The sequence below is a fragment of the Paenibacillus sp. MZ04-78.2 genome, from assembly GCF_024213375.1.
GTDB lineage: Bacteria > Bacillota > Bacilli > Paenibacillales > NBRC-103111 > Paenibacillus_G.
In genome coordinates this window covers 171,845-185,635 of record NZ_JANAVJ010000005.1, presented here as the reverse complement: position 1 = coordinate 185,635, position 13,791 = coordinate 171,845, and the positions used below count along the sequence as shown (strand labels likewise).

Genomic DNA, 13,791 nt, shown 5'->3' with positions numbered 1-13,791 from the left:
CAGATTTACAGAACCGGTTCGTCTTTCAGATAGTTTTCAAAGTAGCTTTTCGTCACTTTGGGGATAAGCTCGGAGAGCGATGCATGCTCCGCAGGGTTGTTGGCGAGAAAAGCGAAATTTCGCAGAATCGCCCAAACGAAAAACAGGTCCAGACTGTTCGCGTCGATCTCCCACAGCTGACGTTCCTCCCGGTAGGCGGACAAAAATTCGCGCCGGTTCTCCGGTGAAAGATGCAAAAACGTCTCGGCCACGTCAAACAGGTAAAAGCCGTAGCCGCACGAGGAGAAGTCGATGGGCCTCGGACTGCCCTGATCGAAAAGATAATTGCTTTCGTGCAGGTCCGAGTGAATCAGTCCCCACGCGGACTTGGCCACCGTTAGCCGCTGCAGACCGGCGGCGATTTTATGTGCGGTTTGTTCGAGGCAAGCATACGCTTCACCCGAAATGACGTTCAGCTCCAGCAGCCGCTTTAACGGACCGGGCAACGACAACACGTTGTCCGTATCGTACGCCGGGCGGGTGAACCCTGCGGGAGCGCTCCACTCCATCGCATGCCGATGCAGCGCGGCCATGAGCTGCGCCAGGCTTCGAGCTTCTCCGAGTGTCGGCTCCCTGTCCAGAAGCTCGCCATTCACCCACTGATACAGCGTGACGACGACGCTTTCCCCGAATGCGTTGACGGCTACTTCTGCGGTCAGCCCGTTGTCCCGGTTCTAACCGGAGAAGGTACCGTCAAGGTCGTATCCGCAGCTAACGCTTCGAGCCAAAGCAGCTCCGACTCGACCGTCTTTTTGGAATGGTTTCCCTTTGTAGCATAATGCAGCTTCATCAGATAGTTCAAGTTTTCCTGCTTCGTCTTCACCTGAAAGGTCACATTATCGCTCTTCCCCAAGTAAACAAGCCGCTCCCCATGAACCGGGAATTGCTTTAAAGCTTCCCTCGCGATACTCTCGTCGTCCCAATGGACGCGCATAACGATCCCTCCTGCAAGCTTCTGTTGGTCTATCCTGCATCCTACAAAAAAAGGAGGCCGGCTGCAGAACGAACCGACGCTCCTCTATGGGACTTATTTCTCCGCTTTGGCCGCCGCCGCTTCGGATGTCGTTGGCACAGCGGCCAACTCGAACGTCTGATTGCCGTTCACCTCGATGTTTTGAACCGCTCCTTTCATATTCACCCAGCCTCTCGCAAGCAGCGAGGCTTTGCCCGAGTTGACGGAGATTTTTCCCAGGTATATGCGATCATTGCAATTGAGATGATTGCCAAAGTTAATATGGTACAGCCCTGTGGCATTGCCTTTCAGCGTAAAAGGCTTGCCGGGGATGATCGTGGAGCCGATCTGCTGGTAGGACGTGCCTTCTGTCGTAAACTTGCCGCCGTCCTGTTGATAAAAAGACACCGTAATATCCGCGGGCGTGCTGCCGGCGTTGGATAATTGGAACGAAAAATCCAGAGACTGTTCCGCGCTGCAGTAATTGTTCGTCGGAAGTTGGAAGGCGATTTCTTCAAGCAGCGGCTGCTGCTGTCCCGCCGTTCGGGACGGTCCTTCCGCAATAGCGGGAGCCATGATCATCAGACTTAGCGCTATGGCAGGCAGTAATACTTTGTTGAGCTTGCTTTTCATTTGCCGTACTCCTTTTGTCAAGTCATTCCTTTCTACTTTAATGGAGCCCGCCCCGATTGTCCAGAGGGGTTTCTTCCAGCATATGGGCAGCAAAAAAAGCCTCCGGCGCTGTGAGGAGCTTAAGCCGAAGGCTTCGTTTCCGAATTGATAGAACGGACAGGTGCGGGCCCGTCACGCTTGCGCTTGCTGCCGATACGGTCCTTTGACCGTTTTCACTTCATAGTTTCCGTGGCTCGAGCTGAGGATATGCTCCGGCTTCGGCTTGCCTCTTGCTTGTCTGTGACCTTCGAGATGAACCTCGCTGGTCTCCCATTTCTTCCACGCTTCCTCAGACTCCCAGCGAATCATGACAATGACCTCTTCGTCGCCTTTTCTCGCCTTCTTGACAAGGACGCTTAAATCGATAAAGCCTTCGGATTTTTCAATGGCGCCCTCTCCGCTGAAGCGCTGAACGACCAGGTCCGAGGTTCCTTCTTTGACGATAATCGTTTTCATTTCAATAAACATGAAATCACTCCCCTAGATAAACTTACCATTTTATAATATTGATAAAGATTATCATTGTCAATGAACGGACGTCCTCCGGCGCCGGCCGGCCGCCGCAACAAGCATCCATAGCACAAACGGAAACACGACGGCAAAGCCTGTTCCGAGTTTGCCCATCCAACCGACCATTTTGTCGTTCTCGCGGAACGTCGGCTGATAAAAGATGTAAGACACAACGAGGAGCAGCAAAAATACGATCAGATGTGGCCGATGGTCGGGCTTGCCCAGCATCCAGCTCGTGGCATATACGCTGCAGTACGTAAAAGGTATCCACGTCAAAGAGATAAGCAAAAGATACAAGGCGAGGAACACGATTTCAAAACGTTCGATGAAGGGAAATTCGACCACCTTCAGCAAGCTGATCACCGGTTCGTTGTATTGCAAGATCTCGTCCGGGCTGTAGAACACCTGGCAAGTAAAGTCCAGCAGCAAGTAGACAAGCAAGGCCAGCGTATTGGCGGCAATCACCCCAATGGCTGCCCGGTCTTTCTTTTGCAGAAACGGATACAGTATAAACGTCATTTCAAAGCCTAAAAAAGTGAACACCATCTCCGGCGTACCTTTCAGCACCCGTCCCCACCCTTCCTTAAGCACGGGAAGCAGATGAAGCCATTCGGCGTCACTAAGCACGTCGATAAAAATCAGAGGCATCCAACAGGTGATCAAAACAACGAACTCCGCAAATCTGCCATGGACCCGGACGCCGCTGCGGGCAATGAACCAGAATGGAATCATCAGCAGAGCGACGAGCATGAACTCCGGCGTTTGCGGCAGCAGCCATGCTTTGACGTAGATCACCGTCCGGGAGAAACAGGCATATGTGAAACAAGCAAAATAGAAAGCGACGAAGATCGCGCCGGCTCCCCCCGCCCATTTGCCCCAATAATTCGTCAGCAGATCAAGCAGCGTCCCGTCCGGGCAACGCTTCATGGCTTGGATGATGGCCAAGCTGGCGGCCGTAATCAGAACCCAGCCCAAGATGACCGATATCCAGCTGTCCGTCCCCGCATACCGGGTCACACTCGCAGGAAACGGGAGGACGCCGATGCCAATTTCCGAGGCGAAAATGAGAAATACATATTGCCAAGTCGTAATTTCGTTAAAAGCATACTTTTTCATCCGCGAAGCCTCCGAGTTGGACGATCCTGAATGATTAAGATATCCAATTCAAGGAATTATATGCAGTCGCTTGCCGCTGCTGCGCATGGCTTCCCGGCTCTGTTTAATTTGAAGAAACGCATCCTTCGTCACCTGCATTTTAAAGTAAGTGGCTCTGGTTCTACTGATACATTGCTCAAATTTGGTAAAAAGTATTCATATAGTCGATGTAATCGAACAAATGTTCTCTTGCTACCGACTTCCAAAATACGGTACACTAAGACCTAGTGGCTCGAATGGCCGAAAGGTCCGTCAAGCCATCAAAAAAAGGCCTGTGGGAAAGCATCCCCGGCCTTTTTTTCGTTCATTAATATTTCCAGTCCTACGCCTTGACCGACAGCTTCTGCAGCAGAACCTCTCCTTCGGTCTTGAACGTTTGTTTCGCCTCCAGAAACGCTTCGACTTCGCTCAGCTTCGCCGGCCGGTACCCCGGTCCGTCGCAGCCGCAGGAATGATAGCTGAAGCCGTGAGCATACAGGACCTCGACTTTTTTCCACTGTTTAATATCTTTCTGCTTCGGGGCATGAAAGTCGTGTCCCATATCGTTCATGACTTCGCCGCATTGCGGACATTTGTATTGTCTGTTCGCCGCTTCGATTTTGCCCAGTTCATAATCGGGCCTTTGCTTAAACACTTTGCGGCACGAAAAGCAAGCGTAAATATTTTTGTACGTCGTCGCATAACGGCACATCGCCATCCACCTCCGGTAACTTCCTTTCCATTTTACCGTTTCCAGCAAATTTTGTCATGAGGGGACTTCCGCTTGGAGCAAAAGAAGCTGGTACGTGGCTGAAATCCCTTCGGGGGCTGAAAACCGTTTTTCGTACTCCCGAAACATACCGGCGAATAAGGAACGCCAGCCAAGACCGCGCGAAGCGTCGGCCGCCGATGCGCTGGCTCCCGTCGCTTTGACCGAGTGCAGAAATTCGCTGACGGAGGTATAGCCTTCGGTCCGGATGACGCTCTCATCCCGAGCCTCCTCAAAGCCCGCATGTTGAAGGAGGGTCCGCCACTCGCCGGCAGAGGGAAACGCAAGGCCGTGCCGCTGCGGCTCCAGACTGCGGGAGCGGTAAACGGCGGCAAACGATTCGTGCAGCTCGCGGAACGTCTCCGGACCGAAGGTCGTGAACGTCAATAGACCGCCGGGACGCAGCAGCAGCCGCAGATGCCGCAGCGTTTCCTGCGGGCTGGCCAGCCATTGAAAGCAAGCGTTCGAGACGATGAGATCGAACGACAACGGCTCCGCTTGGGCGGCCCACGCTTCGGCATCCGCCAGACGGAAGTTGACGGGAAGCCGTTGGTTTGCGGCCGTCGATGAAGCCTTGGAGCGGATGCGCCGTTCCGCCGCTTCCAGCATGGCCGGCGCGATATCCAGCGCGGTAATGACCGCATCGGGCCAATCGCGCAGCAGCATCTCGGTCAGCAGGCCGGTGCCGCAGCCGATTTCCAGCAGATGCGGCCGTGTTTCCCCGCTTCCCTGCTTCCGGCGGGCCAATGACCGGACAAGCTCGTCTGCCATGACGCGTTGTACGCGTGCGTGCGCGTCATAGGATGCCTTGGCAGAGCGGTCAAACCGGCGGCGAATCGAATGCAGCCTGTGCTCCATGCCACCACCTCCTGATCGTTTCGGCGATAGCTGCCTCCCGCGCAAGAAACGGGATATGCCCGCCGCCTTCGACCGGCAGGATGTCCGCCTGCGGCAGCCGTTCGTACAGTTCTTCTGCCGCACCGTACGGGCACACCTTGTCCTCTTTGCCGTGGACAAGAAGCGTCGGACAAGCGATCTCCGGCAGATCCGGCACATGATTCGCGGTCCGCAGAAGCTGAATGCCAGCGAGCAGCGCTGCGGTCGGCCAGCTTCCTGTCCGGGGTAGCTGCGGGAGGAGGCCCGCTTTCTTTTCCCCATCCGAGAGCAGCCGTTCGCGGAACTGGGCTTCTACAGCCAGACGGTCCTTGGCGATGGCCGCCGCCATGTGCCGGAGAACCGCATCCGGCCAGCCGCGGTCCGACTCTTCCCCGGAGCGGACGAATCGCGCGGTTGCGCCGAAAAGCACTAGCGCGTCCGCGAATCCCTGTGCGGCGAGACGCAGCGCAAGCAATCCGCCGAGCGACCAGCCGGCGATCAGAAGCTTTCTGCTTCTCCGGGAGGTCGTCGGAAACCGCGGGTGGGTACTGTCCCACTCGGCGATCCAAGCGATGGCAGCCGCTTCAACCTGAGCTATCATCTGCTCCGGCGTTTCGGCGCAGTTCAGCCGTACCGGGACATGAATGAACTCCGGCAGATGCGATTGAAGCTCTGCGAATACCGTTTCCGGCATACTCCATCCGGCCAGCCATAAGATAACGGCGCCGCGCGGCTTTGTGGTTTTTGGCGTTCCGGTCGATGCGCCGAGCGCCGCTCTGTTCGCGAAGATGCGAATCGGGTCCGTCATCGCGCCAGCACCCCCAGCCGATGAGCGACCTGTTCGACGCGGCGGGCGGCATCGGCCAGGTCGTCCGGAGTATGCGCGGCGGATAAGGAGAAGCGGATGCGCGCCGTTCCGTCCGGGACCGTCGGGGGACGGACGGCGACTGCAGCAATGCCTTCCGCTTCCAGCGCAGAGCTGAGACGCAGGGCTGTCGCGTTGTCTCCGACGATAACTGGGACAATCGGCGAATCTCCGGGCCCGACTTGGAGGCCTGCCTTGCGCAGTAAGGAACGGAACTGCCGACTGGACGCGGCAAGCCGTTCGCGCCGCCACCGTTCCGTTTGCACCAAATGCAGAGCTTCCGCAATCCCGGCGATCACGGACGGAGGCAGCGCCGTCGAGTAGATGACCGGCCTCGCCTTATTGACCAGCCAACGGATGAGCGTACGGCTGCCGGAAACGTAGGCGCCGTAGACGCCGAACGCTTTGCTGAAGGTTCCCACGTGTACGTCTATGCCGTTCTGTAGCCCCAGCGCATGACATAGTCCTTCGCCGCGCGCTCCATAAACGCCTCCGCTGTGAGCTTCGTCGACCATGAGGATGGCTCCGTACTCCCGCTTCAGGGCAACTAGCTCCGCCAACAGCGCTTGGTCGCCGTCCATCGAGAAGACCGCGTCCGTGACGATCAGCTTTCGTCTTGCATCGCGGTGCTTGTACAATAACCGACGCAACTGCTCCATGTCATTGTGGCGGTACCGGACGTGATCGGCGCGACTTAACCCGATGCCGTCCACAATGCTCGCGTGATTCAGCCGGTCGCTGAACACGACATCTCCGCGGCCTGCAAGCGCCTGTATGACGCCGAGGTTCGCCATATACCCGTTGGCTAAAACAAGCGCAGCCTCGCTTTGCTGCCAAGCGGCGAGAGCCTCTTCCAGACGGCCATAGGGAGGCAGATTGCCGGTGATCAGACGCGATGCGCCGGAACCGGCTCCCTCGGCGAGAAGCGCGCGGTTCATGGCGGCAGCAATAGCCGGATGGCATGCCAATCCAAGGTAATCGTTCGAGGACAAATCAAGCATCGTTTTTTGTTCACGCAGCACATACCCTTGGCGGCCGGGGACACGGGCGCTGGTATGCAGCGAGCGGTTGAGCGACTGATCTTCCAGCTTCTGAAGCTCGGCTTCGATCCATTTCATGCCGCCACCGCCTTACAGGGCGCAGGCTTCAATCTCGAAGCCCAAATCTTCGATCATCTGATAGTCCGCCGCAGCCTCCTGCCCTTTCGTCGTCAAATAATCGCCGACGAACAACGAGTTGGCGGCGTACAGGCCAAGCGGCTGCAGCGTCCGGAGATTGACCTCGCGGCCGCCCGCTACGCGGATTTCCTTGGACGGGCAGATCAAGCGGAACAACGCCAGCACCTTGAGCGCCTTCAACGCGAGAGTACGCCCCGCTTGTTCCAGCGGAGTCCCCGGAATGGCGTTCAAGAAGTTGACCGGAATCGAGTCGGCATCAAGCTCCCGGAGCGCGTAAGCCATCTCCACGATTTCGCGGTTCGTCTCGCCCATGCCGATAATTACGCCGGAGCAAGGAGACAGGCCGTAATGCTTCACCTTTTCGACGCTTTCGACCCGTTGATCGTAGGTATGGGTTGTCGTGATAGAAGGGTAGTTCGCTCTGCTTGTGTTCAAGTTATGATTGTAGCGGTGTACGCCCGCTTCCGCGAGGCGTTCGGCCTGATCGTCCTTGAGAAGGCCGAGGCACGCGCAAATCTTGAGCGGCATCGTCGCGCGGATTTCCTTGACCGCGTCGATGACCTGATTCAATTCTTTGTCCGTCGGGCCTTTGCCGGAAGCGACGATGCAGTAGGTTCCCGCTTGACGGGCCAGCGCTTCGCGTGCGCCGGCCAGCAGCGTGGCTTTTTCCAGCAGCGGGTACTTGGCGATTGGCGCCGAGGATACGATAGATTGGGCGCAGTAGCCGCAGTCCTCGGGGCAAAGGCCACTTTTTGCGTTAATAATCATGTTCAGCTTGACTTTCTTCCCGTAAAAATGTTTGCGTACCCGAAAAACGGCCTGCAGCAGCGGCAGCACTTCGTCGTTATCGGCCTCCAGCACGGCGAGTCCTTCTTCGACGGACAAACGTTCTCCATCCAGCGCTTTTTGAGCCAACGCCTGCCAATCCGCAGCCGTTTCGGGTGTTACGGGTATTCCAGACACGTTTGCCTTCATCCCCATCTCCCTCTCCTCCTATTGACTTCTTGCGTTTATCAACATTTGTCGGACCGGCGAAATGTCGATATGCCGCTTCACGGCTCGTACGAGTTTCTCCATCGTAGCTTCGCCGCTTATCCACGGGAATCGCCCAAGCACGCGGAGGCCGCCGTAGCGCTCAATCAGCTCCGCATTCACAGCGGTGCTTGGGTCATCGCGCGATGTCGCGAGGTCGACCTCGTTCATCACAATGCCTGCGACCGGAATCCCCCGCTGCCGCAGCAGCGCAGCGGTTAGCAGCGTATGGTTGACCGTGCCCAGGCCGCAGCGGGCGACGATCAGCGCCGGAACGCCAAGCTCGGCGATAAAATCCGCTACGAGGGTATCGGAGGTTAACGGCACGGCAGCGCCCCCCGCTCCTTCGATCAGCAGCGCGTCATACTTTTCGGCCAATGGTTCTCCTGCCGCCAGAAGCCCGGCCGTCGTCATAGTTACCCCGGCTTGCTTGGCGGCAAGCGCCGGAGCCAGCGGCGCTGCGAACGTAAACGGCGCGACCTGTTCCGGGCGGTCGGCGATACCTGTCCCCCGCAGCAGCCGTTCGGCGTCGGTGATTCCCTTGCCGAGAAGCGCCCCGCTCTGGACCGGCTTCCAGACGCCGACGTTCCGCCCTTCGCTGCGAAGTGCGGCAGCGATTGCCGCCGTAATCACCGTCTTGCCGACGCCGGTATCCGTGCCCGTGACGAATATTCCGCGCCACCGCTTCCGGCCGGGCGCATTCCAGCCGCACAGCTTCTCGCCGCCCTGTGCAGACACTACGTACGCCCCGGTCACGCTCCCCAGCCTTCCTCGGTGACATCGTAGATCGCGGCTGCCAAAATGTCCGTCATCGCATCCAGCTCCGATTCCGTACTCGCAAGAGGCGGGATCAAAACGATCACGTTGCCGAGCGGGCGGGTCAGCATCCCGAGCTCTCGCGCCCGCACGCAGACGCGGATGCCGACACGATCCGTCCAGGCATAAGGCTCGCGGGACTTTTTATCCCGGACAAGCTCGATCCCGATCATCAGACCTTGCTGCCGGATTTCGCCGACATGCGACCAATCGGCAAGCGGAGCCAATTTCTTCGCCGCAAATGCAGCCATTGCATTTACCGTATGTATCCTATTCCGTTCCTCAAGAAGCCGGAGGCTGGCCAGCGCGACGGCGCAGCCAAGCGGATTGCCTGTGTACGAGTGACCGTGAAAAAATGTTTTTTGCTCCGCGTAGTCCGCATAAAAAGCAGCATAAATCTCGTCGGTTGCCAGCGTCGCCGCCAGCGGCAGATAGCCGCCGGTCAATCCTTTGCCGACGACCATCAAGTCGGGCGATACGCCCTCCAAATCGCAGGCGAACATCGCTCCGGTGCGGCCGAAGCCCGTCGCCACCTCGTCGGCGATCAGCAGCACGTCGTGCTTGCGGCACAGCGCGGCAATCTCGCGCAAGCATCCTTGCGGCATGACAATAATGCCGCTTGCTCCTTGCACAACAGGCTCCACAAGGAGAGCCGCCATCTCGTCCGCCTGCGACTCCAGCAGCTCCCGCAGCGCGGACAACGTTGCCTCCATCGCTGCGGAAGCCCCGCCTTCGCTACGGTAAGCGTAAGGATACGGAATGACGCAGGAGGAAAACAGCAGCGGACGGAAGACGTTATGGTAAAGCGGAATCGCACCGACGCTAACAGCCCCAAGCGTGTCTCCGTGGTAAGCCTGATTCATCGTAATAAATTTTGTTTTGCGGCCGATGCCCCGGTTGTGCCAATACTGGAACGCCATTTTGAGCGCAATCTCCACGCCGGTCGCACCGGCATCGGAATAGAACACCTTCGTCAGCCGTTTCGGAGCGATGCGCACCAGGTTCGCGGCCAGCTCGATCGCCGGCACATTGGCCATGCCGAGCAGAGTCGAGTGAGCGACTTTCGCCAGTTGGGATGCAACCGCTTCGTTCAACTCGGGAACGTTGTGTCCATGCACATTGAGCCAAACCGACGAAAACCCGTCATAATAAGCGCGTCCCCGAACATCGTAAAGCATAATGCCTTCGCCCCGTTCGATAATGAGAGGCTCGCCTTTAACATAGTCCTTCATCTGTGTAAACGGATGCCATAAGTACGCCTTATTCCAAGCCGCAAGCTCTTCGCAGGTTGTGGCCGTTTCCATGACCGTTCACCGCCTCTATCGTTTTTAATTGTTAACCTAAAAAAAATAATTCTTGGTTAACAATCGATCCTATTCTAGCAAACCGATGACCTCGTGTAAAGCGAGAGACTAGCACCAACCGTAGTCCTGACAAAACGAACAGCCTATGGAAGGCATTCTTCCATAGGCCTTTGGGGGCTCCTTTTATATGCTTCTCCCCGTCTGCTCTTGCTTCGGGTGCTTGTGCCGGTAAAACAGATAATGAACCAAATAGCATATAATCGTAAACGGAATCCCGTAGTAAAGGGCGATTTTCTGCTGCTGATCGAAGGCTAGTCCGACCAGTGCAACGATGCACAGGATGATCGCGAGAATCGGCACAAAAGGAAATAGCCTGACCCTGTATTTCAGATCGTGAACACTATTCCCTTCGGCAATAAAACGGCGGCGGAACACATATTGCGATAAGGCTACGCCCATCCATACCATGATTCCGGCGAATCCGGATATGCCGCTCAGCCACAGAAATACGGTGCCTGGGGCCACGACGCTTGTAATCAAGGCTAACGACGCAATAACGGCGCTGACGATAAGCGCCCGAAACGGCACGCCTTGAGGGGTCAGCTTGCTTAAGTAAGGGCTGGCCATATTGCTTTTGGAAAGCGCCCACAGCATCCGCGAGGAAGCATACAGCCCGGAGTTGCTCGCCGAGAGCAGAGCCGTCAAAATAACAAAGTTCATAATATCGGCGGCATAAGGAATGCCCATTTTATCGAATACAAGCACAAACGGACTGTCCGTCAAACCTGCCTCCCGCCATGGAATCAGCGAACCGAGGACAACGACCGATGCGACGAACAGAAACAAAATTCTCCAAATCGTATTTCTTGTCGCTCTTGGAACCGATTCTTCGGGATTTTCGCTCTCTCCCGCAGCAATGCCGATTAGCTCCGTTCCCTGATAGCTGAAATTGACGGCGACCATCGTCATGAATACGGGAATAAACCCATGGGGAAACAGCCCCCCGTCATGGGCGAAGCCCGAGCGGATCGGAGCCGCATTCAAGCCCTCGAAAGGCATCAGTCCCACGATAGCGGCCAGCCCTAACAAGATAAACAGCATGATCGTCGTCACTTTAATGCTGGAAAACCAAAACTCGGATTCGGCAAAAAGAGTGGCGGAAAAGGCGTTTAACAGGAACATCAGCACAATGAACAGCGCGATCCACGCCCACGAGGGCACGTTCGGGAACCATCGGGTCATCAGAATTCCGGCGCCGACCCATTCGGAACCGACGGCAACAATCCAGTTAATCCAATACAACCACCCGATCGTAAACCCGGTAGCCGGACCTATAAACTTGGTCGTATAGGCCTGAAAAGAACCCGTCACCGGCATCACGACCGCCAGCTCGGCCAAACACAGCATGACCAGATACATCAGAAGTCCGCCGGCCAAATAGGCCAAGACGACACCGCCCGGCCCGGCTTGATTGATCAAATACCCCGTGCTGACAAACAAGCCCGTACCGATGGCCCCGCCCAGCGAAATCATAAACATATGCCGGCTTTTCATGGAACGCTTGAGATGGTTGTCCTTTTCCTCGATAGCACCAGCCATATAATAATACCCCATTTCCAATAATGTCATTTCCCAGTAAACGCTTACAAATGTTTTGTTAAAATGGCCGTTTTCGAAGACGGCCCGCCATCATCCTTTGCTAAAAAAATTAAAAACTTAGCATGTCCGGACACTTCTCCTTCACGCCAAGCTCTTTCCTATAGACTGTAAGCTAAACAGAGCTATGAAAATGAGATTTGTAATTTTTTCCTATTATACTATGATTCATCTTTAAGTCAATAATTTGTATATCTCAAACGCCACTTTGGCATGTTTTTAGTCGTGAAGTCATGCATCACACTGTAAATTCGACAATATTCGTACTTTTCCTTTTTCCAATGTATGGACTGAAAACCTACTTCTCGCCCATTGAAGACATGAAAAAAAGAGGAAGCCTTTCGGTTTTACCGATGCTTCCTCTTACGTGCCCTACGGATAAGCTAAAATTCGAATTCGTACACCTTCGACTTCTCTTTCAGCACGAAACCGCATTTGTTGGCCAGCGCAATGGACGCCTCATTCTCCTCGTCCGTCGTCCAATGAGGCACCAAGCCATTGCGTACGCAATGATCAAGATAAGCGAAGGTGACCGCCGCTCCGAGCCCCTTCTGCCGCTCCTCTTCCTCATAGGTGCGAACGACAAGGTCATGTCCGTTCCCGTAGACATAGCCGGAGAAGCAAACGCTCTGCACAGTCTTGTCCTTCAACACGCAATAGCCGAACCCTTTGTCCATAAAGTCGCCGGTCGAATTCCAGAATTCACTCAAGTCTTCAAGAACGAAGTCGTTTGCCGGATCGTGTAAGAGATCGACATCGAGCGGCGTAATCTGAATGCGGCTTTCCGACTGCGCCTGCCTGAGCTTTGAATATCGATCCGCCGCAAATTCAAATTGCAAATCTTCGCCCTCAACCAATTCATAGTCCGTTAACGCTTCATTCACCGCCTCATCCCAAGCTTCGTCCGCAACCGCGGCGGTAAACCAGGTGCCCCCGATGATATCCAAGGAATCCTGCTTTATTTTCTGATCCATGTACGAATTCAGATGTGTTGTAAATTCGGAATTGCGGCAATCCCCTACGAAAAAAGCGATGCTCGCGATCGCCCAGACCATAGCCGTTCTCGGGCGATCGCGAGCATCCACGAAAATTTTGCCCTTGTTGCTGCCTGCCACAATGCTCATCAGCGTGACATTCGCCTTATCCTTCTCCGATAGCAGAGGCGTTATTTTCGAATATTCGTTAACATCCAGTTCCACAATCATGCATGGTTCCTCCCCATCATTTCCAGTCCTATCCTACATTCCCTATACGATCTCAGCGAGAATAATGTTGCCGGAATGGGAAGGAGAAAATCGTCCTGACGCTTCAGGAAACGGTCGTTGAAGCTTTTCTCGTTCCTCACCCAGCTTTCGATAAAATGTAACAAAACGCGGACAAACCCCGTTGTTTTTGAAGAAAAGGATGTCTATCCTTAAATGGACGATAGTTGCAGAATGCCAGGAGAAGGGGAGATAACATGAACAAACCACGCAATTTTAACGTATGGATTACGGTTTTTTCCATTATTCTTATCGGAGTGATCGCCGCTTTGTTTTTCATGCCGAAATATGAAGGTACGGTCGGCTTTGACGTGACGGTGCTCCCACTGCTGAATGCCATCTTTAACTGCTTTACCTTTGCTTTCTTGCTGCTTTCGCTTTATTTCATTAAGAAGAAGAACATCGCGGCGCACCGGAACTTTGTGCTTCTTGCTTTTGTGACTACGGCGTTCTTCCTCGTTTCGTATGTCATTTACCATTTTCTGACCGAGCCGACGAAATTCGGAGGAAGCCTATGGCTGAAATACGTTTACTTGTTTGTCCTGATCACCCACGTGCTGCTGGCGATCGTGAACGTCCCTATGGCCTTAATTACCGTAACCCGGGGCTTCAGTATGAATATCGAATCGCACCGGAAAATCGCCCGTTGGACGATGCCCATCTGGCTGTATGTAAGCTCCACCGGAGTTCTTGTGTACCTGTTAATTTCGCCTTACTATTAACGAG

15 protein-coding genes are annotated in these 13,791 nt (G+C 55.2%); 1 reads left to right on the top strand and 14 read right to left on the bottom strand.

What is annotated here, in order from left to right; genetic code table 11:
• Nucleotides 1-5: 5 nt before the first annotated feature.
• The 14 genes from NLX71_RS06475 to NLX71_RS06410 form a co-directional block, all read right to left on the bottom strand.
• Nucleotides 6-635, bottom strand: a complete 630-nt coding sequence (locus NLX71_RS06475; RefSeq protein ID WP_254362667.1) for a phosphotransferase enzyme family protein — start codon at nucleotides 633-635, stop codon at nucleotides 6-8.
• A gap of 59 nt (nucleotides 636-694) precedes the next feature.
• Complete coding sequence (locus NLX71_RS06470; RefSeq protein WP_254362666.1) at nucleotides 695-973, bottom strand: hypothetical protein; 279 nt, start codon at nucleotides 971-973, stop codon at nucleotides 695-697.
• 93 nt (nucleotides 974-1,066) lie between these two features.
• Nucleotides 1,067-1,624 carry a hypothetical protein gene (locus NLX71_RS06465; protein ID WP_254362665.1) on the bottom strand — a complete coding sequence of 186 codons (558 nt, stop codon included), beginning with the start codon at nucleotides 1,622-1,624 and terminating at the stop codon, nucleotides 1,067-1,069.
• Between the two features lie 171 nt (nucleotides 1,625-1,795).
• A complete protein-coding gene (locus tag NLX71_RS06460) occupies nucleotides 1,796-2,131 on the bottom strand; it encodes an antibiotic biosynthesis monooxygenase family protein (RefSeq protein ID WP_010497341.1) in 336 nt (111 codons plus the stop codon).
• Between the two features lie 57 nt (nucleotides 2,132-2,188).
• A complete protein-coding gene (locus tag NLX71_RS06455; protein ID WP_254362664.1) occupies nucleotides 2,189-3,289 on the bottom strand; it encodes a GerAB/ArcD/ProY family transporter in 1,101 nt (366 codons plus the stop codon).
• A gap of 361 nt (nucleotides 3,290-3,650) precedes the next feature.
• Nucleotides 3,651-4,019 (bottom strand): hypothetical protein, encoded by a 369-nt coding sequence (locus NLX71_RS06450; RefSeq protein WP_254362663.1) that lies wholly within the window; start codon nucleotides 4,017-4,019, stop codon nucleotides 3,651-3,653.
• Nucleotides 4,020-4,073: 54 nt separating this feature from the next.
• Nucleotides 4,074-4,934 carry a malonyl-ACP O-methyltransferase BioC gene (bioC, locus tag NLX71_RS06445; protein ID WP_254362662.1) on the bottom strand — a complete coding sequence of 287 codons (861 nt, stop codon included), beginning with the start codon at nucleotides 4,932-4,934 and terminating at the stop codon, nucleotides 4,074-4,076.
• Entirely contained in the window at nucleotides 4,897-5,760 is an 864-nt protein-coding gene (locus NLX71_RS06440) for an alpha/beta fold hydrolase (RefSeq protein WP_254362661.1), read from the bottom strand. The genes bioC and NLX71_RS06440 overlap by 38 nt, the downstream gene beginning before the upstream one ends.
• On the bottom strand, nucleotides 5,757-6,935 hold the full coding sequence (gene bioF, locus NLX71_RS06435) for an 8-amino-7-oxononanoate synthase (protein WP_254362660.1): 1,179 nt from the start codon (nucleotides 6,933-6,935) through the stop codon (nucleotides 5,757-5,759). The genes NLX71_RS06440 and bioF overlap by 4 nt, the downstream gene beginning before the upstream one ends.
• A 12-nt stretch (nucleotides 6,936-6,947) precedes the next feature.
• Entirely contained in the window at nucleotides 6,948-7,970 is a 1,023-nt protein-coding gene (gene bioB, locus NLX71_RS06430; protein ID WP_254362702.1) for a biotin synthase BioB, read from the bottom strand.
• Between the two features lie 18 nt (nucleotides 7,971-7,988).
• Nucleotides 7,989-8,783 carry a dethiobiotin synthase gene (gene bioD / locus NLX71_RS06425; protein WP_254362659.1) on the bottom strand — a complete coding sequence of 265 codons (795 nt, stop codon included), beginning with the start codon at nucleotides 8,781-8,783 and terminating at the stop codon, nucleotides 7,989-7,991.
• Nucleotides 8,780-10,147, bottom strand: coding sequence for an adenosylmethionine--8-amino-7-oxononanoate transaminase (gene bioA, locus NLX71_RS06420; protein WP_254362658.1), 1,368 nt, complete (start codon nucleotides 10,145-10,147; stop codon nucleotides 8,780-8,782). Before bioA ends, bioD begins: the two co-directional genes overlap by 4 nt.
• 183 nt (nucleotides 10,148-10,330) lie before the next feature.
• Entirely contained in the window at nucleotides 10,331-11,746 is a 1,416-nt protein-coding gene (locus tag NLX71_RS06415) for an amino acid permease (protein WP_254362657.1), read from the bottom strand.
• 440 nt (nucleotides 11,747-12,186) lie between these two features.
• Complete coding sequence (locus NLX71_RS06410) at nucleotides 12,187-13,008, bottom strand: GNAT family N-acetyltransferase (RefSeq protein WP_254362656.1); 822 nt, start codon at nucleotides 13,006-13,008, stop codon at nucleotides 12,187-12,189.
• 254 nt (nucleotides 13,009-13,262) lie between these two features.
• Here NLX71_RS06410 and NLX71_RS06405 point away from each other — a divergent pair, with 254 nt between their 5' ends.
• Nucleotides 13,263-13,787, top strand: a complete 525-nt coding sequence (locus NLX71_RS06405; protein WP_254362655.1) for a DUF420 domain-containing protein — start codon at nucleotides 13,263-13,265, stop codon at nucleotides 13,785-13,787.
• Nucleotides 13,788-13,791: the final 4 nt, after the last annotated feature.

What these genes read in the sequence shown, in the direction of transcription:
- NLX71_RS06440 (WP_254362661.1), bottom strand. Translation starts at nt 5,760, where the DNA reads ATGACGGACCCGATTCGCATCTTCGCGAACAGAGCGGCGCTCGGCGCA.
- NLX71_RS06460 (WP_010497341.1), bottom strand. Translation starts at nt 2,131, where the DNA reads ATGTTTATTGAAATGAAAACGATTATCGTCAAAGAAGGAACCTCGGAC.
- bioB (WP_254362702.1), bottom strand. Translation starts at nt 7,970, where the DNA reads ATGAAGGCAAACGTGTCTGGAATACCCGTAACACCCGAAACGGCTGCG.
- NLX71_RS06410 (WP_254362656.1), bottom strand. Translation starts at nt 13,008, where the DNA reads ATGATTGTGGAACTGGATGTTAACGAATATTCGAAAATAACGCCTCTG.
- bioF (WP_254362660.1), bottom strand. Translation starts at nt 6,935, where the DNA reads ATGAAATGGATCGAAGCCGAGCTTCAGAAGCTGGAAGATCAGTCGCTC.
- bioA (WP_254362658.1), bottom strand. Translation starts at nt 10,147, where the DNA reads ATGGAAACGGCCACAACCTGCGAAGAGCTTGCGGCTTGGAATAAGGCG.
- NLX71_RS06470 (WP_254362666.1), bottom strand. Translation starts at nt 973, where the DNA reads ATGCGCGTCCATTGGGACGACGAGAGTATCGCGAGGGAAGCTTTAAAG.
- bioC (WP_254362662.1), bottom strand. Translation starts at nt 4,934, where the DNA reads ATGGAGCACAGGCTGCATTCGATTCGCCGCCGGTTTGACCGCTCTGCC.
- NLX71_RS06405 (WP_254362655.1), top strand. Translation starts at nt 13,263, where the DNA reads ATGAACAAACCACGCAATTTTAACGTATGGATTACGGTTTTTTCCATT.
- NLX71_RS06455 (WP_254362664.1), bottom strand. Translation starts at nt 3,289, where the DNA reads ATGAAAAAGTATGCTTTTAACGAAATTACGACTTGGCAATATGTATTT.
- NLX71_RS06450 (WP_254362663.1), bottom strand. Translation starts at nt 4,019, where the DNA reads ATGTGCCGTTATGCGACGACGTACAAAAATATTTACGCTTGCTTTTCG.
- NLX71_RS06415 (WP_254362657.1), bottom strand. Translation starts at nt 11,746, where the DNA reads ATGGCTGGTGCTATCGAGGAAAAGGACAACCATCTCAAGCGTTCCATG.
- NLX71_RS06465 (WP_254362665.1), bottom strand. Translation starts at nt 1,624, where the DNA reads ATGAAAAGCAAGCTCAACAAAGTATTACTGCCTGCCATAGCGCTAAGT.